Below are 25,810 nucleotides of genomic sequence, written 5' to 3'. Positions count from 1 at the left end.
CTGGGCCCGCCGTCCTTCGGGCAGTACCGTCCTTTCCTTCTCCGGGGCGGGCGGGACCCACTGCGAGCGCAGGCGGGCGACCAGTCGCTCGGTGGCATCGCCGAGGTTCATCCAGAGGTGGAACCTGTCCGCGACCTGCGTCGCCGTGCCGGCGCCGCGGTTCGCGCCGTCGGCGTAGTAGCTGGCCCGGTCACGGCAGATGACCTCGACGCCGGGTGGCCGGTGAGCCAGTCGGCCAAGGTGTCGGCGGACCGCTCGGGCAGGACGCCGACGGGGCGGCGGCCCTCGAAGTCGATCAGGACCGTGCCGTAGCGGTGGCCCTTGCGCAGGGCGAAGTCGTCGACGCCGAGCACGCGCACCCGGCCGGTCGGCGGGTCCGGCAGCGCGCGGATCAGCCGTATCAGGGCGTCTCGGCCGATCGCGGTCGCCAGGTGCTCGGTCAGCCGGGCGCCGGCCCGGCCGCCCAGTGCGAGGGCGACGGCTTCGCGGACCTTCCGCAGGGGTACCGTGCACCGCCCGTACCGGAAGGTCAGGCCGGTGATCCGCTCGGCGAACGTCCGTTTCCCGCACTCGACGCCGTCACAGAAGAACCGGCGGACCCGCAGGTGCAGCGCCAGCTCCTGGCCGGAGACCGCGGTGTCGGTGATCCGCCGCTCATAACCGCTGTGGACCCGCTCGGACCAGGCCCCGCAGTCCGGGCAACTCGCGCCGGCGGACCGGCCCCGGGCGTGAACACGAACCGACCGGCCAGCGGATCTGACCAACTCGACGTGCAAAAGCGCGAACTGGGGGAACAGGACGGTCAGACGATCAGCAACAGGCGCCCGACATGATCGCCAACCGTCAGCATCTCCGGGCGGCTTTCACGGAAACTCGCGCCCTGGCCGTTTGCAGGAGTCGATTCACAGGACGGTTCGCGCCCATGGGGCTGATGGGGTGTGGCGAGGGCCATGCCTGTGGCGGGCTGGGCGGTGGTTCAGGATGGCGGGGTGCGAGAATTCGTGCAGGTCATCGCCCATAGGCCGGGTTCCAAGCGGTTTCGGCTGAGGCCGACGGTGAGCGGACGGAAAGGCAGGAGAGCGTGGGAACGTACGGAACCGGGCTGTACTCGGACGACACCGCGTGCGATGTCCGTGATGCGTACCGCGAAGCTCTGGAAGCGGGGGCGGATGCGGAGGAAGCCCGGGCACGGGTGCTGAATGCCTTCGCCGAGGAACTCTCCGCCCCGGACGAGTGGGTCGTGGTACGGCTGGCACTGGCGGACACCCAGTTCAGGCTCGGTCGGCTGAGCGAGTCCGCCCGTCAGGAAGCCCTCGCCGTGCTGGACGCGGGCGGCGACCTGGAACGCTGGCAGGAAGCCGGGGTCGCGGAGGTACGTCGACGTGCTGCCGTCCTGCAACGGCTCCGAGCCCGCCTGGAGAGCCCACAACCCGAACCACGCCCGGTCCGTGTCCGCCGCCCGAAGTCGTCGCGGGCCGTCCCCGGCCGGGTGTACGCGTACCGGGCGAGGAGCGGGCAACCGTACCTGATCCGGGTGGTCGGCATTGCGGACGTGGGCTGCTCGACGGGCCCGGTCGTCCGGTTCCTCGACCATCCCGGGCCTGGCCTGCCGGACGCGGCCCACCTGGCGGAGATTCCCGAGCGGCGCTACCACCCGCGCTGGAAGCGGACCGAGGTGATCATCGCGGACGACGGCATCCCCGCACGCGAGCACGCCGGGCTGATCCTGGTCGGCGAGCACGCCCACACGCCACCGCCCCCGTCCCCCAACGGCCGGACGGTCTCCACCTGGACGGAACTCTGCGCCTACCTGGAGACCCGCGACGACCTGGCCCCCACCGGCACCTGACTCGCTGTAGCTCACCGACACGCCCAGCGAGCTGCACGCCCTTCCCTGGGCAGCTGGAAACTCGGATGAGCGAGATCGCGGCCGACGGCGGCGAGCTGGTCGAGACCGGTCTGGCGTTCGGGCTCGTCGTGGTGCTGTGCGCAGGCAACGCGGCGGCCACGGCCGTGACGGTGCCGTTGCGGTGGGCGTTGCCCGCCGGCACCCGCGCGGGCGGCTTCGCCGCCGGTGTCCCGCTGTCCGGGTGGGGCACGGCGCTGACCCTGGGGACCGCGCAGTTCGTCGTCTTCGCGGCCCTGACCTACTGGCTGGTTCCACCGCTGGCGCGCCTGCACGCCCGGATCTGCGTGGCGCTGTTGTCCCCCTCGGCCGCCGAGAGGCTGGCGCAGCGGGTGGAGACGCTGACCGAGACGCGGGCCGGCGCGATGAACGCCCACGGCGCGGAACTGCGCCGGATCGAACGTGACCTGCACGACGGCACCCAGGCCCGGCTGGTGGCCGTCGCGATGCGGCTGGGCGTGGCCCGTGAGTTGCTGGGCGAGGGCCCCGGGGCGGTGGCCGGGCTCCTGGAGGAGGCGCATGCGGGGACCGAGGAGGCCATGGCGGAGCTTCGTGCGGTGATCCGGACGATCTACCCGCCGATCCTCGCCGATCGCGGCCTCGCCGGAGCGCTGGCCGCTCTGGGGGCCCGGTCGGCGATCGACACCACCCTCGACGTCGGCGGCATCGGCACGGTCCCCGCCGCGGTCGAGGCCGTGGCGTACTTCACGATCGCCGAGGCGCTCACCAACGCCGCCAAGCACAGCCGGGCCACCCGGGCCACCGCCCGCGTCGCACGCGCCGGTGACCGGCTGTCGATCGAGGTCGGCGACGACGGGGTCGGCGGCGCCGACGAGACGCGGGGTACCGGCATCGCCGGAATCCGCCACCGTGTCCTCGCGCTCGACGGCATCGTCCGCGTCCACAGCCCGGTCGGCGGCCCGACCACGATCGCTGTGAGCCTGGCATGCGGGTCGTGATCGCCGAGGACAACGTCCTGCTGTCCAGCGGGCTGGAGCTCCTGCTGACCGCCAAGGGCTTTCACGTCGCCGCGATCACCCAGGACGCCCCGGGCTTCGCCGCCGCCGAACACCGGCCGGACATCACCATCGTCGACGTGCGGCTGCCGCCGACCTTCCGCGACGAGGGCATCCACGCCGCCATCCTCGCCCGCCGCCGGCACCCCGGCCTGCCCGTGCTCGTCCTCTCCCAGTACGTCGAGCAGCAGTACGCCGGCGAACTGGTTTCCGACGGGCGCGGCGGCGTCGGCTACCTCCTCAAGGACCGGGTGAGCCGGGTGAGCGAGTTCGTCGACGCGCTGCGGCGGGTCGCCGCCGGCGCCACCGTCATGGACCCCGAGGTGATCGGGCAGCTCCTCACCCGTCCCGCCCACGACCCGATCACCGCTCTCACGCCACGCGAACGCGAGGTCATGGCGTTGATGGCCGAGGGAAAGGACAACGCCACGATCGCGGCCCGGCTCGTCATCACCGAGAACGCCGTCCACAAGCACATCGGCAACATCTTCGCCAAGCTCGGCCTCTCACCGGCCGACAGCGGCCACCGCCGCGTCCTCGCGGTCCTCACCTATCTCAGCCGCCAGCGACCGAGCGGTCCGCCGGGCGCGGAACCCGGCCCAGGGGTGCGCGGGAGCTCGGCCGGCGGTACCGGGGCGTAGCGGTCGGGCGCGGCGGGCCAGATGGCCTGACCTCGGTGGTGGGCCGCTGACCTGCTGGTATTCTTCTCGTCGCGAGGGAGATGATTCCTCGTCAGGCGTCAGCGGTGCTACCAGAGCACGCCCTACTTTCAGTAGGGAGAGTCCGTGCAACCCGGGCCTGGCGCTCCGCTGTCGGACGAGGTCCGGTGCCCATTCGGGTGCCGGGCCTCGTCCGCGTCTGCGGTCCGGGGCGCGGATCTGCGTGCCCACCTCGGCCTGTCCGGTCGCGTCCAGTTGGTCGTACCTCCAGGTCCACCATCGGAAGAAGCACGGGTAGGCGTCCCGGAGGACCGGTAGCGACCAGTGGGCCCTCCTACCGGCGCCGAGGAGCGATCAAGGCGCCATCTCGTCGCCGGACCGCCAGGTCGCCGCCGCGCCACGCCTCGATCCGGGCGCTCGGAGGCAGGACCAGGCCCAGCTCGTCGCCGATGGCCTCGACGTCCTTGTCGTCGAGCGCGAGGACACCGGCCGCGACGCCGGGGGCCGGCGCCTTCGTGTCCGGTCGGGTCAGCCGTGGAGACCGGCCCCGAGTCCGACCGGCTGCCGGCCGACACCGGGAAGCCGCGGAGCCGATATGCACTCAGGTATTCACACCAGAAAATACATTGGACACGACCTATCTGGCACGTTCGACGACCGAGCAGAACACCCGAGGAGTGATCATGACGGAAGACCTGAGCGCGCTGCCGCCCGGTGTGACCATGACCCTGGCCGCGATCGCGGCGACCGGGGCGGCCCCGCGTCCGTCCGGGGAGACCCTGGCGGTGCAGAAGCAGCGCATCTCCAACGGCATCATCCAGCAGCTCTCCGACAAGACCCTGGCGACGCAGGGCAACTGGGACCTGGCCTGGCTCGGGCTGAGCCCGGACAACGCCAACATGGCGTACATCGCGAAGGGTCCGTCGAGCCAGTTCGCCGTGGTCGTCCGCGGGACGGTCGGCAACGCGATCGACACGATCGAGGACCTCGACGTCGGCACGGTGGTCCCGTTCACGGTCGGCGGGCCGTCGCCGGTCTCCGTCTCGAAGGGGGCCATGACGGCGTTCACCCAGGTCGTCGCCATGACCGACGAGTCCTCGGCGGCCGGTGCCGGCCTCGTGGAGGCGCTCACCTCCCTGCTCAAGCCCGCCCCGGGGGCGACGGTCTACGTGGTCGGTCACAGCCTGGGCGGCTGCATCGCGACCATGCTCGCGCTGTACCTGCAGGCCCAGACCTGGAACGACTCGCCGCAGTTCGCCGTGAGCACCTTCGCCGCCCCCACCGCCGGTCTGAAGGACTTCGCCGACCGCTTCAACTCCGTGAAGTGGGCCCTGTACCAGGGCTACGTCAACAAGTACGACCTCGTGCCGCTGGCCTGGGCCAGTCTCGACACCGCCAAACAGTGGTACCCCTCCCCCGGTCCGGTCGCGCCCCCGGCCGTCAAGGATCTCCTCACGGTGATCAAGGGCCTCAGCGGGACCAACGCGTACATCCAGCCGGCCACCACCTCCTCCCCGCTGAACGCGGACTACAAGGCCTACGACCCCAAGGTGCTCAAGAGCACGACCCAGGACTTCCTGGCCCAGGTCGCCTTCCAGCACTCCAACCCGACCTACCTGAAGCTGCTGAATTCCCCCGTACCGGCTCCCGCGCCGGTGGTGGACAGCATCAGCCCCCACGTCGGTGCCCCGGGCACCCTGATCACCATCACCGGCAGCGGCTTCGACTCGGAGAGCGTGGTCGACTTCGGTACCGTCCCGTGCGTGCCGCCCAACGTCGTCAGTGACACCCAGATCACCGCGATCGCGCCCGACGGGGTCGGTGTCGTCGATGTCCGGGTCACCAACGACCTGGGCACCTCCCCTGCCGTGCCGTTCGGGCAGTTCGCCTACGGCGGCCCGGAGCCCGTGGTGGTCACCGGCATCGTCCCGGACAGCGGGAAGCTCGGAAACACCGTCACCATCAACGGCGTGGGTTTCGGCACCACACCCACCGTGTACTTCGGCAGCCGCACCGCAACCGTCACGGGGGTCTCGCCGACCCAGATCAGGGCGACGGTGCCGGTGCCGGATCCCCTCCAGCCCAAGACCATCGACGTCCGGGTACGGGTGAACGGCTACCTGTCTCCCGCCGTTCCGGTCGACGAGTTCACCCACACCGGCTGACCCGGAAATCGATCCGGGGTCCGCTGCCGGGCGGCGTGGACCGTCGAGCAGCGGCCGACGACCCCCATCCGGAACCGGACCTCGGACCAATACCTCAAGCCCGCCACTTTGGGCTCCGTTCCACCGGCTCACGGTGGGTCGCCGTCACCACCCGCTCGAACAGGCAGAAATCCGATAAGGACATCGCCGAATGGCGCCGTCGAGGACGGCGCACCGGCAGCCGGTCAGTGCATCCGTTGGTCTCCGGACATCCGGGCGGGGTCGACCTCGGCCGCGGCCGTCGCGCGGTCCAGCCCCCAGCCTTCTTCGTACGCCGCGGCGAAGGAGTCTAGCCGCGGCTGCGGTCGGTACTGGAGCGCGACCTCGTCCGCCGCGCCGGGCACCTGGCGATGTACGGCTGGGCGGCAGCGCTGTCCGACCTCGACCCCCGGGTGAGCTGGCGCTCCGAGGGGCAGGCCGGGACCATCGAGGTGCGCACGGGCTCGCGTACCGAATGGGACCAACACCGGCTGGCCGGCAAGGGCCTGCTGCTGATGCCGACGGTGTTCGGCACTCTCATCAGCTACGTCGAGCCGCCATGGCCCTACGCCCTGGTCTATCCCGCCCGGGGCATCGCGGACCTGCTCGGCCCAGTGGCGCGTACACCGGGCGGCGAGGCCCTGAGCCGACTGGTCGGCCCGCGCCGCGCGGACGTGCTGCGCGCGCTGGACGTGCCAGCAACGACGACGCAGCTGGTCGCCCAACTCGGCCTGAGCCTAGGCACCGTCGGCAGCCATCTGGCGGTGCTGCGCGATGCCGGTCTGATCACCCGCACCCGCACCCGCACCGGCCGGGCCGTCCCATACGAGCACACGCCGCTGGGCGCGGCCCTGGCGGCCTGCTGAACGCCGCCGGACGGGAGGCGAACAAGAAGGTGCCGGGGCGCAGGCGGGGACTGGCCGTCGACGCGCTGGGCCCGGTGATCGCGGTGGTGGTGCCGACCGCCTCCGTCCACGACAAACTGCCGTCGGCACCGCACTGCCGGCCAGGGTGCTCACCGCCACCGAGCCGGCGCCGCGAAGCCCTGGCGGACCAGGGGTTCAAGACCACCGTCAAGGACCACGGGGCCCCAGGCGGAGATCGCGCCCAATAACGTCGACAACGTCCGCCTGAAGCTCTAGCGGCTGGCCGAGCGCGGGATGCTGGCCGAGACCGAGCAGAGGGGTGTCCACCCGGCCCCGGCCCCGGCCGTAGCCGCCCCGCGAGCCCGCGACCAGGCCGCTCGCCCCAACCGCAATGGCACGGACGTCAACCCACCTACCGCCCTCCTCCTCGGGGATGCGAGGACGCGTCAGCCCGTGGGCATGCCGATCCGGTCGCGTTCCAGGACGGAACGCAGCTCCGAGAGGGCCAGCGCAGCGGCCGTCATGGGGGACGCCTTCAGCACATCTGCGATCAGCTCGGCCAACCGCTCGGTGAAGGTCCCCTCTGCCACGTCGACCAACTGCAGGCCGTCGTCGGTCAGTTCCAGCAGTGACGACCGGCGGTCCGACGGGTTCGGCACGCGGGCGACCCATCCCTGCCGCTCCAGACGGTCGACGCCCTTGCTGGTGGCCCCGATGCCGACGGCGAACTCGGCCGCCAGATCCGCCACCCGGGCCCCGGGGTGGTCGCGGAGGTGGCGCAGGAACTCGAATTGTGACGTGACGATCCCGTGCCGCTCGCGAAGACGGTCATTGAGGGCGTTGTACAGACGCGTCTCGCATCGGACGAGGTCGGCGAAGAAGCTCGGGAGGTCGACCGTCTCACCGCTCACTTTAGATGCCATGGCATATAGTCTACGTTAGATGCCGCGGCATATAGTGCGGAAGAAGCTACTTACGGCAGGAGCACACACCATGAGCAGGGAACAGCGCACGCAGGTCAGCGCGATGCTGCGGCAGCCCCGGCCCGACGGCCCCCGGTCGGTCGAGGCGATCCGAGCCGGATTCAAGGCGATGATGGCCCAGATGGTCGTCCCGGACGGCCTCCGCATCACCAAGACGACGCTCGGCGACCGACCGGCGCTGCACGTCGAGCCGGGCACCGAGCCGGGCACCGGGACGCGCACCGCGACGCGCACCGGGACGATCCTGTACTTCCACGGCGGCGGCTGGGTGTTCGGCTCCCCCGAGACCGCGCTGTCGCTCACGGGGAACCTCGTGGCCAGGACCGGGTTCACGGCGTACTCGCCGGACTACCGGCTCGCCCCCGAGCACCCGTTCCCGGCCGCGATCGAGGACACGCTGAGCGCCTACCGCGCCCTCCTCGACAGCGGCGAAGACCCTTCGACCATCGTGTTCGCGGGGGACTCGGCCGGCGGCGGCCTCAGCGTCACCACCTGCCTCGCCGCCCGCGACGCCGGTCTCCCGATGCCCGCCGCGATCGTGGCCTTCTCCCCCGGCCTCGACGCCACCCGGACGGGCGAGAGCATGGACACCAAGGCGGGCATCGACCCGTTCTTCACCCGCGAGAGCCTGGGACACACCGGGGCCATGTACCTGGCGGGAGCCGACCCGCACCAGCCCATGCTCAGCCCCGCCGTCCTCGCCGACCTGACAGGCTTCCCGCCGATGCTCCTCCAGGTGGGCACCGACGAAGTACTCCTGGACGACTCCACCCGCATGGCCGCCCGCGCCCGCGCAGCCGGAGTGGACGTGATCCTCGACATCACCGCCGACGTACCGCACGTGTTCCAGTCCTTCGCCGGCGTGCTCGACGAGGCCGACCGGGCCCTGGACCGCGCAGCCCTCTTCCTCACGCAGCATGTGCGCACTCCCGCCACCGCGGCCACGTCAGCCCGGTAAGCCCGGAACCCCCCGGCCATACAGCAGCCCGGACCGGCTCCCGCCTCGCAGTGAAAAGGCGGCAACACGAGTCAACCGCGCACAAGCACGGCCGTGCTACCGGACAAGAGCCTCCTTGCCAGGCCAATACCTGCCGGCTCGGACGACCGTACGCGGTGACGACACCCCGGGCAGGCCGGCCCGGACACGCCGCAGCTGATCGAGTCGTACGCCGCATCGTCCATGCCGGAGGTCAACGACGCACCGCACGTGATGCGCGACAGTGCGAGCGAAGTCCAGCTGCCGGTGACTGCGCCACCATCCCTGCTGACCGCGGTGGAAGTCCAGCAGCCGAGCTTCACCGCCCCCTCGTTCACAACGATGGCGGCACCGGCCACCGGGGTGCTGCCGCGGGCGCCCTTGCCCTTGGTGAAGAACTTCGAGACGAGCGAGGCGTCGCAGCCGAGCATCTTCGCGACCTGCCACTCGGGGTAGCCCTCGTTCAGCAGCTGCCAGGTGAGGCGGGCGGCCTCGTTCGGCCGGTTCGGGCCGGCCGGGCTCACTGGTCACCTCCGGCGGCGAGTTCGGCCGGCCCCAGCCCCGCAGCTTGAGGCACTGCTCCTGGCCGGGTGCTCGACGGCCCACTCGGGCGGCCCTTGAGGAGGTAGTCGCCCACCTCACCCCGGTAGGGCCAGGGCTGGCGCTCGGTCAGGGCGACACCGTCCATGCCGAGGATTCAGCCCTGATTTCTCGCGCCTCGGGGTCCGCGAGGCTCAGCACTCCTGGACGCCGACCAACCGCACGAGCGGATCGGTCTCACCTTGCACGATGGGGTTCCCCAGCGTCTGAACCTTGCCATCGACCCGCAGGTAGCGTTGCGCGAGAAGAACGCTCTTGGCCAGGCCGATCTCATGGGCCTCGACGAACACCGCCTCGGTCCGCCGTCCTTCGTACGTCGCATAGCCGTCCCAGACCAGGGTGACCGCCACCGTCCCCTCCGGTACGGTCTCAAGCGCCTTCCGGCCTGCCTGCACGCTCTCCGGCAGGTCTTCAGCGACGAAACGAGTCAGCTCTCCACGGCCATCGCTCCTCCCCCGCATGGAGAACGGAATGAACCCCTCTTCGCTGCTCTCCGCATTGTCCATCCCGTGATCCAGCGACATGAACAGCAGATCCTTGGCCAACTTGGACATCTCGTCCCATGCAGTCACGGCGACCTGCCACATCCTTCCGTCTTCGCGACAACCTGGCGCTACCGCATCGCACCGCACCCTACCGAGTGGCAGAACACGCCCGAGTCTGCAGGGGTCTATCGCCACCGACGGCATCGGCAACGCCTCGACCTGGGCAGATACCTGCATTGACCCAAGCAACACCAGAGAACTGGACAACTTCGACTTCGACGCCAACCCCAGCATCGACCCCGCGATGGTCCACACCCTCGCCACCTGCGGGTGGATCAACAGGAGCCTGCCGCTCTGCCTCATCCGCGGCTCCGGGACCGCCAAGTCCCATCTGCTGATTGCGCTGGGCACCGAGGCCGCGATGGCCGGCCTCCGGGTCGCGTACGTGCTCGCCACCAAGCTCGTCAACTCGTCAACGAGCTCGTCGAGGCCGCAGACGAGAAGCAGCCCGCCAAGACCACCGGCCGCTGCGTTCGGGACGTAATCGCCGCCGCGGCCGACGAGGCCGGATCCGAGGACGATCCGGCCCCGACCGGGACTGAGGTGACGGAAACAGGACGCCCCGGTGGAGAGCCACCGGCCGTGGCACCGCCCGCCTCTGACAGGGCGACGCGGGAACCGCCTGCGCCCCGGCTCGATGACGGCGGGCGGCCTCCGTGAGGACGTCCTCGCGGGTCAGCTCACGCTTGAGCCCTCGGAGCGCGCAGAACCCGACGAGTGTTCACGCCTCGGCGCGCACCCTAGGACAGGGTCCAGGCCCGAAGGAAGGCGATCACGCCGAGGATCGCCGGCGGTGCGAACCACCAGGGGCCCATCGCGCGCCGCACCGACGGGATCGCCGTGACGGCCAGGCCCGACAAGCTCAGTGCGATCGCGCACCCGCAAGCCACGGTGAGGCCGGCGTAGCCCTGATCGTCCCAGTCGCCCGCCGGGCCGAACCGGACAGCCGAGAACACGACGATCGCGTTCAACGCATGGATCAGCACCAGCGGCACGCCCAGCACCCAGCGCAGGCACCCCCTGTCCTCCGGGAGGTCGATGCTCTCGCGGCTGTACGTCACTTCAGGGCATTCCTCACATCGTCCAGGCTTCCTTCGAGCTCGTTACCGTAGCGCCGAGCCTGACGGCTCCACCACCGCGTACCGACCGTCTCCGCCTGCGACAAGGAGGCAAGGCCTACACCGCCCGGCCACCACGACACCCGTGCCAGGAGCCGCCGGGCACACCGGCCGGAGCCGACTTGCGGGACCGCGGCCGTCGGCACCGCCGCGTGCGGCAGGGCGATGACGCCCTCCACCGCCCGTCCTGGAGTTGCCACTTGGTCGCGGCAGGCGTCTCGGTGTCCGCGGTCAGCGGCGCGGTTCCGGGACGACGGGCGGCGGGCGACGGACGACGGACGGGTTCCCGCGAGCGGCCACCGGCGCGGGCCGCTACCGAGGTCGTTTTCCCCGCGTCGGGCCGTGAAGTACCCGGCGGGGTCGGTGTGAGCGATCGTCCGGGCGGCCTGGCCCCAGCCCTTCCGGGCGGCGGCGTGCTTACCACTCGCCGGGGCCGGAGGCGGCATCGAAGTGACGGATGGCCAACGCCAGCGGGCAGTCCGGGATCCGGCCGGCCTGCCTCCGGTGCCCGGGCGGGGCCACGGTACGGCGACCGGGCCTGCACCAGGGGCGCACGTGCCACCGGAGGGGATCCGCCGTGCCGATGCACCGGCCGGGGCGCCCTCCCGGTCGGCGTATGCAGCGACGGGCCGCCCGGAACCGCCTGCCCGGGACCGGGCGTCCGGAGTAGAAGATGATCAACTTCGAGGGAGAAACGCGAACACCCGGCACCTGCCGGCGCCGGGAACGGCCGGCACGGCGGGCACCAACTGGACCACCGCCGGCCTGGTCAGCTGGCTCCTGACGACGGCCGGCTGACCGACTGACCGGCGCACGGGCACCGAAGAATCGAAGGGCTGTCCTGCGTCCTTGATCCCGCCGGCAGTAGCCGGCGAGGGATTCGAGGATCTGACCGGCGGTCTTGGTCCAGACGCACGGGCGGGGGGTTGTCGTTCCAGTCGGCTGCCCAGGCGCGGATGTCGCCTGAGCGCAGCCGTCGCCCTGCTGCTGATCCTGAAGGTCACCACCCCGCTATTGAGCTCGCCCTGCACCCCGCCCTGCAGCCCGATGATCACCAGCCGCCCGGTGACGGCCAGCGCGTCCACGTTGACCGCCCGACAGGGGGGCTCGACCGGTGGCGGTGAGCCCGGACGGGTGCAATTCGGCGTGGGCCCGCGGGGAACATCCGTCATGATCGGGCCGCCAGCACGTTGTATGAGCCTGCGTCTCCGCCCCGGGGCGTACCGGCGCTCCTCCCCCGGAGCTGCCGGCTTCGACAAACGACGGGGGCCACATGGCACACCCAAACTCCCCCCAGTCCACCGGCCACCGGGCACTGCTCCGCGGGCTCGCCGGCGGCGTGCTCGGAGCGATCGTGGCGGCAACCGCGATCGTGCCCGGGCACGGAGCCGCACTGACCGCACTGCCGCCCGGCACACAGTTCACCCCGCTCACCGCAGCGGTGCTGACCGAGCCCGCGCCGTTCGATGCCACTGACGGCAAGGTGCACCTCTCGTACGAGCTGCTCACCACCAGTGCTCTGCCCAGCAGCGCTCAGGTGCGACTCGACCGGGTGGACGTCCAGGACGCGAACACCCAGCAGGTCATCGGCTCGCTGAGCGGACAGGCACTGGGCGGCGCCGCCAACCCGGTGGGCGACCCCCTGCCGGGGGCGGACGCGTACACGCCGCCGCCACCGCCACCGGCAGAGACCGTCATCCAGGGTTCCCAGCAGTGGATCATCTGGATCGATCTGGCCCTCGACCACGGGCAGCCCGTGCCCGACGTGCTCGAACACCACCTGGTGGGTGCTGTCCTGACCGCATCGGGCGTGTCGCCGTTCGAGGAGACGGTGCAGTCCACCCCGACCGCCCGCACATCTCCGCTCGACCTGCGCCCGCCGGTCCTCCCGGGCACCTGGTACGCCAGCGAGTCGTGCTGCGGCAACACCCACCACCGGCGCGGTTTCGCGCCGATCAACGGCCGCTTCTACGTGCCGCAGCGCTTCGCGATCGACTGGTACCGGGTCGGAGGGCAGGGACAGACCTGGGAGGGCGACCCCACGCAGCTCACCAGCTACCTGAGCTACCGCCAGCCGGTCGTGGCATCGGCCGGCGGCCGGGTGGTGGAGGTCCAGGACGGTCTCCCGGACAACCCGCCGCCCGTGTCACCCCCCGTCCCACCGATCGCGGACACCGTGGGCAACCACATCACGCTGGAGGTCGCACCCGGCCGGTACCTCCTCTACGGCCACTTGCATCCCGGTTCGCTGAACCTTCGGGAGGGGGACTGCGTCGAACCCGGCCAGACGCTCGGGCTGATCGGCAACAGCGGCAATTCCACCACCCCTCACCTGCACTTCCAGGTGCTGACGACGGCCGAGTTCTTCCCGACCGACAGCCCTCCCTTCACCTTCCGGGAGTTCCGGGTCGCCGGACACGTCGCGCCCCGGCTCTGGGACGACAATCTCGGCCGGCAACCGACCGGCGTCCTGCCGATCCAACCCTCGCCGTACGACGGCGTGCACCGGTCGGAGTACCCGCTGGACCGCGAGGTGATCGACTTCTGACAGTGAGGATGTTCACGAACGTCTTCCGGCGGGGTCCGACCCACCTTCTGACTGCCCCTGGGTCCTCAACCGGACCTGTCGGCACTGCCCGGGAGGCGTTCGTGTGCAGCCACCGGCCCGGCTTGCGTGACTTCATAAGAGCCTCGCCAGAGGCCCCATCACTGTCCTGTCCGCCCGCCGGACCGGTGGCTGCCGCCCTGACCGGTTCCATGGAGAGGGCGGCGATGTCCACCATCGCACAGCAAACCCGCGAGATCACCGGCGGCGTCGACACCCACGAGGACACCCACACCGCGGCGGCCGTCGACTCGGCCGGCCGGCCGCTGGGCGCCGAGCAGTTCGGGCCACCGCGGCCGGCTACCGCGAGCTCCCGACGTGGCTCCGCTCGTTCGGCCCCCTGGTGCTGGTCGGGGTCGAGGGCACCGGAGCCTACGGGGCCGTTCTCGCCCGCCACCTCCGCGAACAGGACGAGCCGGTGGTCGAGATCGACCGGCCGGACCGCAGGGCCCGCCGGTGGCAGGGCAAGTCCGACCCGGTCGACGCCGAGGCGGCGGACCGCGCGGCCCTGGCCCAGCGCCGCACCGGCATACCCAAGCGTCGCGACGGCCGGGTGGAGGCCCTGCGGATTCTGCGTGTCGCGCGCCGCAGCGCGGTACGCCAACGCGCCGACGTGTCACGGCAGATGAAGACCCTGATCATCACCGCGCCGGAGGGGGTGCCTGAGCCCGAAGCGCAGCACCGTCAGCACACGCGCCCTGTACGGCAACGAGAAGCTCCGCCCACCATTCCCCCAGCTCCAGCTCGGCCACGTGTCGACCGGTGACCTCGGCCTCGATGCAGTTCCCGGAGGACGGTCTCGGCCCCGAAGCGGTCCTGATGCTCGTCGATGAGTTTCAGTACCGTCGCCGGGTCGGGTCGAGCTCCTGGATGCTTAAAAAGCCGAGGCGGCCTTGAGGATCTCGCACGAGCGCCGCAGCTCGGCGTTCTCCTTCCGCAGAGCGGCCAGCTCCTCCTTCTCGACGGTGGTCAGCCGGTCGTCGCGCTCGCCCCGGTCCGCCTCGTCCTGGCGGATCCAGTTGCGCAGGCCTCGTGGTGCGCGCCCAGGTCGCGGGCCATCTGCCGGATCACGGGCTTCGGATCGGCGGAGCGGTACGCGGGAACGGCACGCTTCCGCAACTCGGGCAGGGGGCGCTGTGGGCCGAGCTGGCCGACAGCCGGCTCCTGGCCGTCCTGGTCCCGGACGAGGACGCGACCGTCTGGTCCTGGGCGACCGGTGGGGAGACATGGGCTCAGGCCGCCATCGATGCGGGCCAGTCTGCGGAGTTCGGCGAGCGGGTGCGCCGCAAGCTCAAGCGCCTGCGTGCCCGGCACACCCAGCGTGCCGCCGCGATGGTGGCCAGGTGAGCGACCCTGCTGTACGCCGCCTGCCCGAGTTCCTTGGCGGCCTGGCCGCCGCCCTCATCGTCGCGGCCGGCGCCATCATCGACACCGGCGCCCCGATCTCCGGCGCCTGGAGCACCGCATCCGGGCGCACCTTGCGCTTGCCGTGGACCTGTGTCTTGCCGCCCGAGCAGATCACGAGCTCCAGCTACCCATGCCGCATATCTATACGAACCGTGGCAGACTGGGCGAAAGTGATAATGCTCTACAGAGGAAAATCACCCATGACTCATGGAGCCCACCCCCACGCTCCTACCGTCCGCGCCAACATCGACCGTGCCCGCGGCTGCGAGGAATGCCGCAGCTGGGGCACCGTGATCACACCCGAGGGCCGACACGAGCTGTGCCCCAGATGTCAGCGCCCTGATTAAGCACGCGACCTCCGATCCCCGGCCGGCGGCCTCCAGGCCGCCTTCGACGAATGCGGCCAGTGGCCAACCCAGCCCCCCACACACCCCGGCCCAGGAACCCTATACAGGCGCCCTGAGTTGGAAGCAGATCACACTGGGCGCTTCCAGGCGGGGCAGAGCTTGCCGTGGAGCAGCCGCAGCTCCCACCACGGATCGTCCGGAGCGGACACCAACGCGGCCACCGGCTCCCGCTTGGTCGGGGCGGGCAGCACCAGCGGGCCCAGTCCCTCCACCTCCCGGTCGCTCACGCACTGAGGGCACTCCAACCGGTCGCGGGGCCGGTCTTCTCGTCGGGTTCCAGCGGTGAGCCCGCCTTCCCGCCGATGGAGCCCCGGCAGGTCCAGCGCGGGCTCAGCGCGGGCTCAGCGCGGGCGCAGCGCGGCGTTGGCCTCCCGGGCCTTCTCCAGGCGCTTGAGGGCCTTGGCGGCGTCCTTGTCCTGCCGTTCCTCGTGCTTCTGGTAGCAGGGGTAACAGCGGCCTTGGGGGCGGCGGATTCACTGTCCGTGAAGCCCTTACTCCTAGGCACCCTCCTCCTTCGGGACCCCGCCGCAGTCGGCACAGGCCAGGCTCCGCATCAGCTCCCAGTGGGCCCGGCGGGGTCTTCTTCTCCCGGTCCTTCGGGTACCGGTCGTACGCGGCGCGGCGGGCCGGGGTGCCGGCCGGGGTGGTGCGGTAGGCACAGCGGTGGGAGCGGGTGGGGCGGGACTGGCTGGGGCCGCTGGCCGCGGTCGACTATGCGGACCGCGATCGCCTGGATGGGCACGGTGATCCGCCGGAGGGCGCAGCAGCAGGGCCCGGGCCTTCCCACCGCCGCCCCGGACGGCCCGGCCGTCCACGGCGAGATCACCGCGCCCCGGATGTTCAAGCGCCCGGCCGCGGCCCCGGCCGCCACCGAGGACCGCAGCGCCGACGCCCCGGGCTCCCGACCGCGGGTGACGGCGGTCAGGCGTCCGGGGCCGGGGCGCGGGCCGCGGTCAGGGCCTCGGTGATGTACGAGGCGACCAGGGCCGGCACCTCGGCCGGGGTGAAGAAGCTCTCGCCGGGGAGGGTGATGACCCGGATCCCCGGGCGGGACAGCAGTATCCGGCGTTCGTCGTCGGTGATGCCGCCGTCGCCGCTCTCGCCGTGCACTACCCAGGCCGGGCCCTGTGCGGCCCGCAGCCGGGGCGCGAGGGCCCCGTAGCGGTCCAGGTACTCCAGGTAGCCACGCATGACGCGGCGCATCACCCGGGGATCGTTGCGGCGCAGATCCGCGATCAGTTCGGCGCGGCGCTGCGGGGGCAGCGGACTGTCTTTGCCCGCGCCGTCGAGGAGCTTCAACATCGCGACGTACGGCAGATGGCCCAGCACCGACGTGAGCCGGTCCAGGGTGCGCAGGAACCGGGACTCGTCCTGCCGCGAGAAACTGGGCGCGAGCAGGACCACCGGCCCCCGGAAACGGCCCGTGGCGACCATCTCGATCGCCACGTTGGCGCCCATGCTGTGCCCCACCACGAGATCGGCGCCCAAGCCGGCCGCGCACTCGGCGGCGAGCCGCGCGTAGTTCTCCAGATCGAAGTCCCTGGGCGGGGCAGTGCCGCCGTGGCCCGGGAGGGTGACGGCGGTCAGACGGACGGCGGCGAGCGCCGGTTCGGCCAGCAGCTCGCGGTACTCATCCGCGGTGCACAGTCCGCCGGGCAGCAGCAGCACACGGTGCTCGGCGTCGTCCGGACCGGACTGGCTCCGGTCCCAGCTCAGCCACGACCATCCGTGGCCCCTCGGTTCGGCCATGTCTCCACGGTAGGTCGGCCGTCCAGGGCCCGCCCGGTCAAGCGACCAGGACGGGGCGGGAGCACGTGGGCGGAGTCCACGAACCGCGCCGGGTGGGTGAGGTCGGCGCAGACCAGCAACCTCCACCGGAACAAGACCCCCGGGGAACTCCGCCGCCCGCTCGGCCGGGGATCCGGCGAGGAGACCACCCACCATGACGCGGCGCGGGAACACTCGGATCGACACGCCGCCCCAAGCCACCGACACGCGCTCTACCTACACCCCGTCAACGTCCTGGCCGCGATCGTGCGCGAGGAGAATCGAGGCCCGCCGCGACATGGGCCTCCTCCAGGAGGCGATCGCGCAGGAGCCGGCCTATCGACGCCGATCGACGCCGGCCTGCACCGGCCGCTGCCCGACGACTCCGACCTGGTCAGAGCGATCGCGGTCCTCGCCCGGGCCCAGCAGGGCGCGGTCTGGGACCGCACCCGCGCCCACAACCGGCTCCGCTCCCACCTGCGCGAGTACTACCCGGCGATTCTCGAGGCGTTCGCCGAGACCGACCGGCTCCTGGAGGTGTTCCGCCGAACCAGGCTCCGCCAACCGACGTTGGTGGAAGCGGCGATGGGACGCCAGACCGTTGCGCTTCTCGCCCAGCTGGACGCGCCCTGCCGGGCCTGCGACGACCTGGCCCAGGCCACCGAGGAGCTCTTCCTGCAACACCCCGATGCAGAGATCATCACCGGCCCCCCGGCCTCGCCGTACTCACCGGTGCCCGAATCCCGGCGAAGATCGGCGACGACCGCACCCGGTTCGACACCGCCCGCGACCTGAAGGCCTACGCGGGAAGCACCCCGGTCACGCGCGAATCCGGCCGCAGCCGCCGGGTCGGCCGCCCCGCCGCGCTGCCAGCACCGGAGCACCGGGGATCGGGTGGCCCACGGCTCTGCGCTGCCGCCTCGCATCCCCGCTTTGCCGAACGATCTTGCCCGCAGGCCCGATCTCATCCGGCCGGGGCGTCTGCTTCGCCGCGCTCGGTCGCCGGGCCTTCGGTCTCGCCGAACCTTGTCGGTGCGGTGACCGTCGGGTCGTTGCCGGTCATGTCGCAGCTGGCCGCCCAGAGACGTGCCGCCGTCGTGGTGTCGGTGAGGTGGTTCCAAAGGGGTTCGGTCCTGGGTGTACCACGCAGTCCGAACGCTCGGGGGCTCAACATCTGACCGCCGCGGACGCTCGGGTCGAGGACGGCCCGGACTGCGGGCCATGCGGCAGCGTCCTTGCCCTGGACGACAAGGCCGAGCGGTAGGCGGCTCAGCCGCTCGCCGGCGGTTCGGACGTGGAATGGCGGGCGCGAAGGGGTGAGGGAGTCGAGCGCGCCGCCGGGATGAACGAGCACGCTCAGCGTTGTGCTGCCGGCGGCACGCAGGCGGCGGTCGAGTTCGAGAGCGAAGAGCATCTGGGCCAGCTTGGAGCGCGCATAGGCGCGTTTGGGCTGGTAGTCGTGCGTGCTCTGGAGATCGTCGAGGTTGAGGCGTTCGGACTTGGCAGCGAAGCTTCCGGTGGTGACGATCCGGCTCGCCGGGGTAGCCATGAGCAGGGGGGCCAGGTGGTGGGTCAGCGCGAAGTGCCCCAGGTGGTTGGTCGCGAACATCAGCTCGTGGCCGTCCGCGGTTTCGCGGCGCGGTGGATGGTCGAGCGCCACCCCGGCGTTGTGAACGACCGCGTCGAGGCGGTCCAGCCCGAGCGCGTCCACGGATGCCTTGAGCGACGCGAGGTCGGCTAGGTCCAGGGGCATGTGCTCCACCTTGGCGCCGGGGACGCGCGAGCTGATGGAAGCGATCGCGTCGTCGGCCTTCGCCCTGTCTCGGCTGCCGAGAACGACCGTGGCCCCGGTGCCGGCCAGCTGCTCGGCGACGAAATACCCGATGCCCGCGTTGCCGCCGGTGACCAGAAAGCTCTTTCCCCGCGCATGAGGCAGTCGGCGAACGTCCCATCGCGGGGCCTGGGGTACGGAGGACATGGCGGGCTCCCGGAAGCTCGGAGTGGTCTCAAGGAGAGCGGGCCCGGACATTCACAGCCGGCCACGCACAGTCCCTACGGTCCCGGGGGCCACTCACATCCCACCGGCAGGTCCCTGTCCCCGCTGACAGCCGACCGACAGCGCGGGCCCGGCGCGGCAACGGCTGCAGCTTCCCCCGCCGATCAAGAACAAGTGACAGAACCCACCGGCCGTCAAGATCATTTGACAAATGGTCAAGATCACTTGGCGCGGGACACTGCCGCCCCGCGCCTGCCTCCATGGCAAATGATCTCTACGTAAGATGATCCTGGTGGTCAGCAGGTATCTGCCACTTCAGCATTCAACAGGCCCTCGCCCCCCGTTCGCTTTTGCAGCGACTCACCTCGCGTGGCTGAGCCCCGCCGGCGCTACAGGGGCGAAAGCCCGGGTCCGACCCGGGCGAGCCGGTGACAAAACGGCCGGACGTTTGTCACACATGGGTCTCCGACCATGGCGGAGATCTGCCATGCCCCTTCGCCGCTACAGCAGCAGGACCGCCAGGCCCAGCGGCGCCTGGCGGTCCTGAGACACGCCGAGGAAGTCACCGGAAACGTCTCGCTGACCTGCCGGTACTACGGAATCAGCCGCAACTGCTTCTACAAGTGGCAGCGGCGCTACCAGAAGGAAGGCATCGACGGCCTTCGCGACCGCTCCAGCGCGCCGCACCACAGCTACGACGTGTACTACACCCCCGGCGAGTGGCTGGTCTCCGGCATGTGGGACTCCTGCATCCCCAAGGACAGCGCCAAGCCCTTCCGCGTCGGCAGCGGCGCCGCCAGCAAGTTCCGGACCTTCGGCCACAAGACGGTCAAGGTCTGATCCGTATCGCACAGGTCGGTCCGTGTCTCCCAGGGGCACGGACCGACCCGCACCAGCGGTGGGTCCACGCCTGGACGCCTGCCTGGACCGTCTTCGCTGACCAGCCGACGCCAGCGGCACGATCACCGGCAAGGACCCACAGGCCCTACCGGCAAAGGCCCTGGTCGATCGCCGGTCCACGGGACCGAGCCGACCGACCGGGGCGGCCGTGCACCCGCGGCCCCACCCAGGGCCCGCTCTCACCCGTGGTGCACACCGTCGTTGCAGCCCGGCGCGCTGTCCCAGCACGGGTCCTCCGACGCGGGGCCGGACGGCGACGCCCCGCCGGTGGAGAACTGGGTCGGCCAGCCACCCGACGTGGACCGCGGCACCGTCGCCGGCGATGTCGCGGTCGGCAGGGGCGGTGGCGCGACCGCCGACGGCGGCGGCGACGTCCTTACCGGCGCCGGTGGTGGAACCGCGGAGGTGGCCGGCGCGGATCTGCCCGTCGACCCGCTTCCCGCAGCCCCCGGAACACCTGCGGTGCCTGCTGTGCTTGCGGTCCGACGCGCAGTCGGGCTCGTGGTTGCCACAGGAACAGCAGCCCCGGCATCCCCCGTCGGGGTCGCCGATTCCGGCCCCGGCGCAGGGCCGGCCCCCTCCCCCACAGACGGACTCGCCGCCGTCACCGGGCCGGTCACCGTGGGGGCCGTGGACGGCTCCGCGGCCCCTGGTCCTCCCCCGTCGGCCAGGCCCTCGATGCCGAGCACGACAGCAGTCACCACCACCACCGCCACCGCGAGCGTGACCGCCACCACCGTGCGCCGCGCAGGCGCAGCCGTCCGCAACACCACACGCGGCACACCCCGCCCCGGTCGCGACGCCGCCGCCCCGAACGGTTCAGCCGCAGCGGCCGACCGCGCGGCATCGCCCGGCACGCCGACTGCCCACTCGTCCGCGCCCGCCGCCGACGGTTTCTCCTGCCCGCCCTTGGTCCCGCCCGGCTCCGACCCGGTGGCGGCACTCGCCGCCGTATCCCCGCTCACACCGGACCGGACCGCGGGCTGGGACGGCGTCAGAACGGCCGTCTCCGCCGGACCCGCCGAAGCCGGCTCTACCGACTCCGGCTTCACCGGTTCCGGCGGCTCCGGCGACTTCACCGGCTCCGATGCCTCCGGCGGCACCGGTTGGGACGTCCGGGCCGACTGGACGGCAACGGCCTTGCGGGCCGTGACCCAGACCACGACATCGTCCGCATCGCCCCCGCAGGCCTTGACGAACGCGGCCACAAGCTCCTCGCGCGGAAGGTCGGCACGGCCCAGGGCCCCCGCCAGCGTGGCACGGGGTAGCACCTCACCGGCCTGCCCGGCCCGCCGTTCAAGCTGGCGAAAGCTCAGGCCCGACCACTGGCGAAGCTCACGCATCACCCCGACAAACTGCTCCGGCGTCACCACCCCCAGCGGACGCGGCGCAAGGGCCACAGACGAAGCGTCACGGGAATCGGATAAGGAAGACGGATTCACACCCGGCAGCCTAGGCAACGACCACTCACCGACCGGAGCTTCTCACCGCTTTCACTCGACCCCGTGCCCTACTCGTTACCCCACACCACCGGACACCGGCCCCCGACGCCGCCCGGCAGCGCTTCCCGCGCGTCACAGGTTCTGCAGGCAGGCGCGGCGGACGGTGAAGGCAGCCTGCTCGGGAGTGCCGTGCAGCATCACGTCCTGGAAGGCCTGGTCGCCGACCTGGACCAGCGGAGCCGCTGCCCAGAAGAACCCGGTGGTGATCCTCGTGGCGGGCCCGCCCGGTGGCGGCAGGACCACGTTCGCAGATCTCCTGCACACTGTGCTCGATCTGCGCGGCGGCGCCGTCCGTATCAGCGCCGACCTGTACAAATCCACCCACCGGAACTACCCCGGGCTACTGGAAGAGAATGTGCGCGCACCAGGTAGCCGGAGGCGGACCCGGCCGAACTCAGCAGGTAGTAGCGGCCCTTGTCCGCGCCCGCCTGGTCCAGCTTCTGCCGCAGGGTCTTCATCAGCGCGTTGTAGCCCTGCTGGAGGCCCTTGCGGCGTGGGTCGGAGACGTCCCAGTCGTTGGGGTTGCCCGTGCTGGGCAGGGCGGTGGGGTACTCGTAGTCGATGTCCACGCCGTTGAACCCGTACCGGTCGAGGAAGGCCGTCGCGGAATCGGCGAACGTGTCGATCCCCGACTGGTTCACCGAGCCGTCCGGGTTGGCGGCCATCGCGTAGAACTCCCGCGTGTCCGCCCAACCGCCGACCGAGATCAGCGTCTTCACCGCCGGGTGCTGCTTCTTGTAGGTGTTCAGGAGGTTGAAGTGCCCCCGGTACGGCAGGGCCGGGTCCATCGCGTTCCGGTCGCCCTCCCAGGTCAGGCCGGTGGCCGGGTTCTCCTCGACCGACACCGCGGCGTCGATGGCCTTCGGCCGGGCGGTGCACACGTCCGAACCGGTGTCGGCCGTTCCGGACTCCAGTTGGAGGGGCCGCCGCCGACAGCCGTTGCCGGGCAGGGCCACCGCGTCGACGCGCGCGACCGCGAGGAGGGTCAGGACCTTGGCCATCGTGAAGGGGACACCCGCCAACGTGTCCCGGATCCTGCCTCCATCGACCGTGGTCCCGAGATCGCCGCGCGGGTCGGTCCGGAACCAGGTCAGGAGGACCTCGCTCAGGTTGGCCCAGTTGTTGGTGAGCCAACCCCCGGTGATGATGTTCCGCACAAACTCGGGACAGGCCCAGTCGGTCGGCAGCACGCTGTCCTGGGCGTTGTACACCGAGGGGCGGCCGTCCGGCGTGCGCGTCGCGAGCGCCCGGTAGACGGCGTCCCGGATGACCTGGAACCGACAGGTGGTCGGGGCGAGCGAGGTGATGCCGGGCCAGTGGGCGAGCTGAAGGGTGTCGCCGGTGTCGGCGAGGAAGCGCTGCGGCAATCGCGGTCCAGACCCGGCCCGCGTGGACGTCGCGGCGCACTGCGGTGCTGCCGGGCTCGAACCGGGCGGGCGAGGCCTGCTCGGCGCGGGCGGTCGCGGCCGGCCCCGGATGTCAATTGACCCACCGTTTCGGTATAGGAATGCACCATTCTGGTGGTCGACTGCCGAACTAGAGTGATCATCACGAGGTCGCGGCAGACAGCCGGGACCACCCGATACGGGGAGTGCCACCATGACCACCAGCCCGCTGAAGCCCGTCCTGACCCGCGCCGCCGAGGCCGAGACCACCAGCGACCCGAGCAGCGTCATGACCCTGCTCGCCGACTGCGGCACCGACGGCAGCCCGATCACCACCTACCGCTCCACCTTCGCCAAGGGCGCGGTCGGCGCCCCCGCCCACTTCCACACCCGCGCCTCGGAGCTGTTCTTCGTCATCGGCGGCGCCCTCCAGGTGCTGGTGGACGACGAGCTGAAGACGCTGCACGAGGGCGACTTCCTGCTCGTCCCCCCGCACACCCCGCACGCCTTCGCCGCCGCACCCGGCTCCGAGGCCGACGTGCTGTTCACCTTCACCCCCGGCATGCCCCGCTTCGACTACCTGCGCCTGCTCGGCCGGGTGATGCGCGGCGAGGCGAGCCCGCAGGAGATCAAGGACTCCTCCGAGCAGTACGACAACCACTACGTCGACAGCCCGCTGTGGCGCGCCACCCTGGAGGCGGCGGCCGGCAACTGACCTGCCGGAACCAACTCAAGCACCAGCCCGGCGGCCGCCACTCCCCACCGCCAGCCGACAAGGAGCGACCGGAGCGGCTGGGAGCGATCGACGGCGGGCAGCTCACCCAGGCCGCCCGGCACACCCGCGCCGCCCGCGAGCACCTGCCGGCCCTGCACGAGGCGCTCGGCCTGCCACCCGACCGCACCGCTCCCGGCCAGCCGGGACCAGCAGGCGGCCACCGACCCGGGCCCGGCGGCCAGGCGCGGCCGGGGCGGACCGGGAAGCACCGCACCTCACACCTGGGAGCAGGGGCACCGGGCCTCTGACCGAGCCGGCACGCTCGTGATCGGTTCCGGTCAACGCCGCGTATGAGGGCTGCTGCGCAATGTCGGGCGTCGGGCGAGAAGTTTCGCCGTGCGGGAGGTCGCTGACCCGGCGAGCGGGAGCCGCGGCGGCAGCACAGGGAACTGCCCGAACATGCCGAACCGAGGCACACCGGATAGGCACCGTTCCGATCGCGACCCCCGTCCGGTACACCTCCACCGACAGCGGCCGCAGCGCCCGGCCCGCCTCCGTCAGCAGGTAGCTTGTCCGCACCAGAAATCCGCGCAGCCGCTCGCACGCGACCGCACCCCGGCCCGCCACCCGCGGTCATCAGGTCCGCAGCTCCGCGGACTCGCGGGCGGCTCTCCTCGCGCGGAGGAGGCGCCGCAGGCGGCGCCGGAAGGTGACGAACCAGCCGACCCCGAACACAACGGCCACCACCGGAAGCCCGAGGAGGACAGGACGTCGGGCGGCCCACGACCAGTCAGGTTCGAGGAAGACATCCAGGGCCAGCGCCAGACAGATGGTCACGAACAGCGGTCCGTAGCCGAAGATCTGCCACCTCTCCCAGCGCGACCCCTCACCCCTGTCCCGGGTGACGAGGCCGATCAGCATGTCCACCCCGAACAGAACGAACAAGAGGGCGGCGAGCACATAGAACACCATGCCCGCAGTATCCCCAGCCCCAGGTCCCCTGCCGGGCACTCACCGAAAAACCGCCGGCAGGAGGGCCTGCCGGTTGATCCGGCTCCTGGGGCGGCCACCGTACAGCGGCGTGGCACATGTCGGTGAGGGCGCAGGCGAGGCGGGCGGAGGCGACGGTGGTCGCTGGCGCTCCGGCCTGCGCGGCGCAGTGGTCGGCTTCGGCGTGGTCGCCCTGGCGGTAGAGCACGGTGGCCAGGCGGGCGGTGGCCATCGCCCGTGCCCGGTCTTGCGTGGTGGCTGCCTCGGCGGCCCACCGGCCTGCTTGGCGACCAGGCCCGGCTCGGCCGCTGTCCCCGGCTCCCGGGACACGGCAGATGGCTTGCCTGTAGTGCCTTGTGCGGCCAGATGATGAGGCCACGTTCTCTGCGCGAGACGTGGCCGGCGTCAAATGACGATTCCCGCTCGGTCACCTCCTCGACCATCCCGCTCGGCGCCCCTGGCGCTGTGTCAGGTCCCGGGAGAGCCGCGCGCGTCCGAACAGCGCGTTCACCATGACACCCCACCCCCAACTGTCGCTTCAGGGAGAGGATTCGGCGTATCGGCTACGGCGCGGACGGCCCACCGATCCGCACTGCCGCCATCACCCGCTCCGGTGGTCTCCTGGACATGCCCAACCCGCCGCCGGGTACCGGCAGCGCACCGGCAACCCACACCGGGCCGGAGCCGTACAGTCCTGGCCATGACGACCGACACCACCCCCACGTCGTGGCGCGAGATCGAACGCACCACCGTCTTCAGCAGGTTCGGCCGATCCGTCGACCGCGTCGACTTCGAACTGCCCGACGGCAGGAGGGAGGAGTTCTACCTGAAGAGCGAGCGCCCGGCCGGCGCGGTGCTCGCCCTCACCCCCGACCAGCGCGTCATCCTCGCCCGCCAGTACCGGCCGGGCCCAGGCCGTGTGCTGTTCGAACTGCCCGGCGGCTTCATCGAACCCGGGGAACAAGCGGCCGATGCCGTCGCCCGGGAACTGCTGGAGGAGACCGGCTACCGGGGCGAAGTCCAGGTGGTCGGGCCGTACTGGCACGACGCCTACGGCGACACCCGCCGCTTCGCCTTCGTCGCCACGGACTGCACCAAGGCCGCCGAACCGCAGCCGGAGCGAACCGAGTTCATCCACGTCGCCACCCTCACCCTGGACGAGTTCCGCACCCGCGTGCTCCGCACGGGCGAGATGACCGACACCGCCGCGGCCTACCTCGCCCTGGACCACCTCCGGCTCCTGTAACCCCTCGGGAGCCGGTGGGCGGGCCGGCAGCCTCACGC

At 71.4% G+C, this 25,810-nt stretch carries 23 protein-coding genes and 5 pseudogenes; 15 read left to right on the top strand and 13 right to left on the bottom strand.

Going from position 1 to position 25,810, the window contains the following annotated elements; translation table 11 throughout:
• Window positions 1-48: 48 nt before the first annotated feature.
• Window positions 49-764, bottom strand: a pseudogene (locus ACZ3YO_RS17310) (ISL3 family transposase); the annotation flags it as partial.
• A gap of 428 nt (window positions 765-1,192) precedes the next feature.
• On the opposite strand from ACZ3YO_RS17310, the gene ACZ3YO_RS17305 reads away from it, so the two are divergent.
• From ACZ3YO_RS17305 to ACZ3YO_RS17290, 4 genes are all read left to right on the top strand, one after another.
• Window positions 1,193-1,849, top strand: a complete 657-nt coding sequence (locus ACZ3YO_RS17305; protein ID WP_465569884.1) for a hypothetical protein — start codon at window positions 1,193-1,195, stop codon at window positions 1,847-1,849.
• 65 nt (window positions 1,850-1,914) lie between these two features.
• Complete coding sequence (locus tag ACZ3YO_RS17300; protein ID WP_465569882.1) at window positions 1,915-2,865, top strand: sensor histidine kinase; 951 nt, start codon at window positions 1,915-1,917, stop codon at window positions 2,863-2,865.
• Window positions 2,853-3,563 carry a LuxR C-terminal-related transcriptional regulator gene (locus tag ACZ3YO_RS17295; RefSeq protein ID WP_465569881.1) on the top strand — a complete coding sequence of 237 codons (711 nt, stop codon included), beginning with the start codon at window positions 2,853-2,855 and terminating at the stop codon, window positions 3,561-3,563. Before ACZ3YO_RS17300 ends, ACZ3YO_RS17295 begins: the two co-directional genes overlap by 13 nt.
• Before the next feature lie 701 nt (window positions 3,564-4,264).
• Window positions 4,265-5,746 (top strand): IPT/TIG domain-containing protein, encoded by a 1,482-nt coding sequence (locus tag ACZ3YO_RS17290; RefSeq protein WP_465569879.1) that lies wholly within the window; start codon window positions 4,265-4,267, stop codon window positions 5,744-5,746.
• Between the two features lie 224 nt (window positions 5,747-5,970).
• On the opposite strand, the gene ACZ3YO_RS17285 is transcribed toward ACZ3YO_RS17290, so the two are convergent.
• Window positions 5,971-6,129: a hypothetical protein gene (locus tag ACZ3YO_RS17285; protein ID WP_465569877.1), complete on the bottom strand. Its 159-nt coding sequence runs from the start codon at window positions 6,127-6,129 to the stop codon at window positions 5,971-5,973.
• Between the two features lie 6 nt (window positions 6,130-6,135).
• Between ACZ3YO_RS17285 and ACZ3YO_RS17280 the strand changes: the two genes are divergently transcribed.
• Window positions 6,136-6,630, top strand: a complete 495-nt coding sequence (locus tag ACZ3YO_RS17280) for an ArsR/SmtB family transcription factor (RefSeq protein ID WP_465569875.1) — start codon at window positions 6,136-6,138, stop codon at window positions 6,628-6,630.
• A gap of 446 nt (window positions 6,631-7,076) precedes the next feature.
• Here the strand turns inward: ACZ3YO_RS17280 and ACZ3YO_RS17275 are convergent, their stop codons facing one another.
• Window positions 7,077-7,553 carry a MarR family winged helix-turn-helix transcriptional regulator gene (locus ACZ3YO_RS17275; RefSeq protein WP_465569873.1) on the bottom strand — a complete coding sequence of 159 codons (477 nt, stop codon included), beginning with the start codon at window positions 7,551-7,553 and terminating at the stop codon, window positions 7,077-7,079.
• Window positions 7,554-7,623: 70 nt separating this feature from the next.
• Between ACZ3YO_RS17275 and ACZ3YO_RS17270 the strand changes: the two genes are divergently transcribed.
• Window positions 7,624-8,571 carry an alpha/beta hydrolase gene (locus ACZ3YO_RS17270; RefSeq protein WP_465569871.1) on the top strand — a complete coding sequence of 316 codons (948 nt, stop codon included), beginning with the start codon at window positions 7,624-7,626 and terminating at the stop codon, window positions 8,569-8,571.
• Window positions 8,572-8,642: 71 nt separating this feature from the next.
• Here the strand turns inward: ACZ3YO_RS17270 and ACZ3YO_RS17265 are convergent, their stop codons facing one another.
• Genes ACZ3YO_RS17265 through ACZ3YO_RS17255 form a run of 3 tightly spaced genes read right to left on the bottom strand, consistent with a single transcriptional unit; the run spans window position 8,643 to window position 9,761 of the window.
• Window positions 8,643-9,113, bottom strand: coding sequence for a hypothetical protein (locus tag ACZ3YO_RS17265; RefSeq protein WP_465569869.1), 471 nt, complete (start codon window positions 9,111-9,113; stop codon window positions 8,643-8,645).
• Window positions 9,110-9,277, bottom strand: a complete 168-nt coding sequence (locus ACZ3YO_RS17260) for a hypothetical protein (protein ID WP_465569868.1) — start codon at window positions 9,275-9,277, stop codon at window positions 9,110-9,112. The genes ACZ3YO_RS17265 and ACZ3YO_RS17260 overlap by 4 nt, the downstream gene beginning before the upstream one ends.
• Before the next feature lie 46 nt (window positions 9,278-9,323).
• Window positions 9,324-9,761, bottom strand: coding sequence for a hypothetical protein (locus ACZ3YO_RS17255; protein WP_465570137.1), 438 nt, complete (start codon window positions 9,759-9,761; stop codon window positions 9,324-9,326).
• A gap of 166 nt (window positions 9,762-9,927) precedes the next feature.
• Between ACZ3YO_RS17255 and ACZ3YO_RS17250 the strand changes: the two are divergent.
• Window positions 9,928-10,244 (top strand): annotated as a pseudogene (locus tag ACZ3YO_RS17250) (ATP-binding protein); the annotation flags it as partial.
• 230 nt (window positions 10,245-10,474) lie between these two features.
• Here ACZ3YO_RS17250 and ACZ3YO_RS17245 read toward each other — a convergent pair.
• Entirely contained in the window at window positions 10,475-10,795 is a 321-nt protein-coding gene (locus ACZ3YO_RS17245) for a hypothetical protein (RefSeq protein ID WP_465569866.1), read from the bottom strand.
• 1,330 nt (window positions 10,796-12,125) lie between these two features.
• On the opposite strand from ACZ3YO_RS17245, the gene ACZ3YO_RS17240 reads away from it, so the two are divergent.
• The 3 genes from ACZ3YO_RS17240 (at window position 12,126) to ACZ3YO_RS17230 (ending at window position 14,804) form a co-directional block, all read left to right on the top strand.
• Complete coding sequence (locus ACZ3YO_RS17240; RefSeq protein ID WP_465569865.1) at window positions 12,126-13,400, top strand: M23 family metallopeptidase; 1,275 nt, start codon at window positions 12,126-12,128, stop codon at window positions 13,398-13,400.
• 157 nt (window positions 13,401-13,557) lie between these two features.
• The gene (locus ACZ3YO_RS17235; RefSeq protein WP_465570131.1) at window positions 13,558-14,223 is read left to right on the top strand and encodes an IS110 family transposase; all 666 of its coding nucleotides are present in this window, start codon (window positions 13,558-13,560) and stop codon (window positions 14,221-14,223) included.
• Window positions 14,224-14,489: 266 nt separating this feature from the next.
• Window positions 14,490-14,804, top strand: coding sequence for a hypothetical protein (locus ACZ3YO_RS17230; protein WP_465569863.1), 315 nt, complete (start codon window positions 14,490-14,492; stop codon window positions 14,802-14,804).
• Window positions 14,805-15,339: 535 nt separating this feature from the next.
• On the opposite strand, the gene ACZ3YO_RS17225 is transcribed toward ACZ3YO_RS17230, so the two are convergent.
• Window positions 15,340-15,498: a hypothetical protein gene (locus ACZ3YO_RS17225; RefSeq protein WP_465569862.1), complete on the bottom strand. Its 159-nt coding sequence runs from the start codon at window positions 15,496-15,498 to the stop codon at window positions 15,340-15,342.
• Between the two features lie 694 nt (window positions 15,499-16,192).
• Window positions 16,193-17,020, bottom strand: coding sequence for an alpha/beta fold hydrolase (locus ACZ3YO_RS17220; protein ID WP_465569860.1), 828 nt, complete (start codon window positions 17,018-17,020; stop codon window positions 16,193-16,195).
• 369 nt (window positions 17,021-17,389) lie between these two features.
• Between ACZ3YO_RS17220 and ACZ3YO_RS17215 the strand changes: the two are divergent.
• Window positions 17,390-17,889 (top strand): annotated as a pseudogene (locus ACZ3YO_RS17215) (transposase); the annotation flags it as partial.
• Window positions 17,890-18,002: 113 nt separating this feature from the next.
• Here ACZ3YO_RS17215 and ACZ3YO_RS17210 read toward each other — a convergent pair.
• Window positions 18,003-19,016 carry an SDR family NAD(P)-dependent oxidoreductase gene (locus ACZ3YO_RS17210; protein ID WP_465569858.1) on the bottom strand — a complete coding sequence of 338 codons (1,014 nt, stop codon included), beginning with the start codon at window positions 19,014-19,016 and terminating at the stop codon, window positions 18,003-18,005.
• A gap of 489 nt (window positions 19,017-19,505) precedes the next feature.
• On the opposite strand from ACZ3YO_RS17210, the gene ACZ3YO_RS17205 reads away from it, so the two are divergent.
• Entirely contained in the window at window positions 19,506-19,874 is a 369-nt protein-coding gene (locus tag ACZ3YO_RS17205; protein ID WP_465569856.1) for a helix-turn-helix domain-containing protein, read from the top strand.
• Between the two features lie 1,634 nt (window positions 19,875-21,508).
• Here the strand turns inward: ACZ3YO_RS17205 and ACZ3YO_RS17200 are convergent.
• Window positions 21,509-21,679 carry a hypothetical protein gene (locus ACZ3YO_RS17200; protein WP_465569855.1) on the bottom strand — a complete coding sequence of 57 codons (171 nt, stop codon included), beginning with the start codon at window positions 21,677-21,679 and terminating at the stop codon, window positions 21,509-21,511.
• Here ACZ3YO_RS17200 and ACZ3YO_RS17195 point away from each other — a divergent pair.
• Window positions 21,636-21,737 (top strand): annotated as a pseudogene (locus tag ACZ3YO_RS17195) (hypothetical protein); the annotation flags it as partial. The gene ACZ3YO_RS17200 and the pseudogene ACZ3YO_RS17195 sit on opposite strands and share 44 nt — an antisense overlap.
• A gap of 58 nt (window positions 21,738-21,795) precedes the next feature.
• Here the strand turns inward: ACZ3YO_RS17195 and ACZ3YO_RS17190 are convergent.
• Window positions 21,796-22,269 (bottom strand): annotated as a pseudogene (locus tag ACZ3YO_RS17190) (glycosyl hydrolase family 18 protein); the annotation flags it as partial.
• Between the two features lie 766 nt (window positions 22,270-23,035).
• Between ACZ3YO_RS17190 and ACZ3YO_RS17185 the strand changes: the two are divergent.
• Window positions 23,036-23,536: a cupin domain-containing protein gene (locus ACZ3YO_RS17185; protein WP_465569854.1), complete on the top strand. Its 501-nt coding sequence runs from the start codon at window positions 23,036-23,038 to the stop codon at window positions 23,534-23,536.
• 636 nt (window positions 23,537-24,172) lie between these two features.
• Here the strand turns inward: ACZ3YO_RS17185 and ACZ3YO_RS17180 are convergent.
• Entirely contained in the window at window positions 24,173-24,508 is a 336-nt protein-coding gene (locus ACZ3YO_RS17180) for a hypothetical protein (RefSeq protein ID WP_465569852.1), read from the bottom strand.
• Window positions 24,509-25,226: 718 nt separating this feature from the next.
• Here ACZ3YO_RS17180 and ACZ3YO_RS17175 point away from each other — a divergent pair.
• The gene (locus tag ACZ3YO_RS17175) at window positions 25,227-25,772 is read left to right on the top strand and encodes an NUDIX hydrolase (RefSeq protein WP_465569850.1); all 546 of its coding nucleotides are present in this window, start codon (window positions 25,227-25,229) and stop codon (window positions 25,770-25,772) included.
• Window positions 25,773-25,810: the final 38 nt, after the last annotated feature.

This window comes from Kitasatospora sp. NPDC022785 (assembly GCF_055561295.1).
The sequence above is the reverse complement of the archived record's forward strand: the minus strand, read 5'-3'. Positions and strand labels throughout refer to the sequence as shown.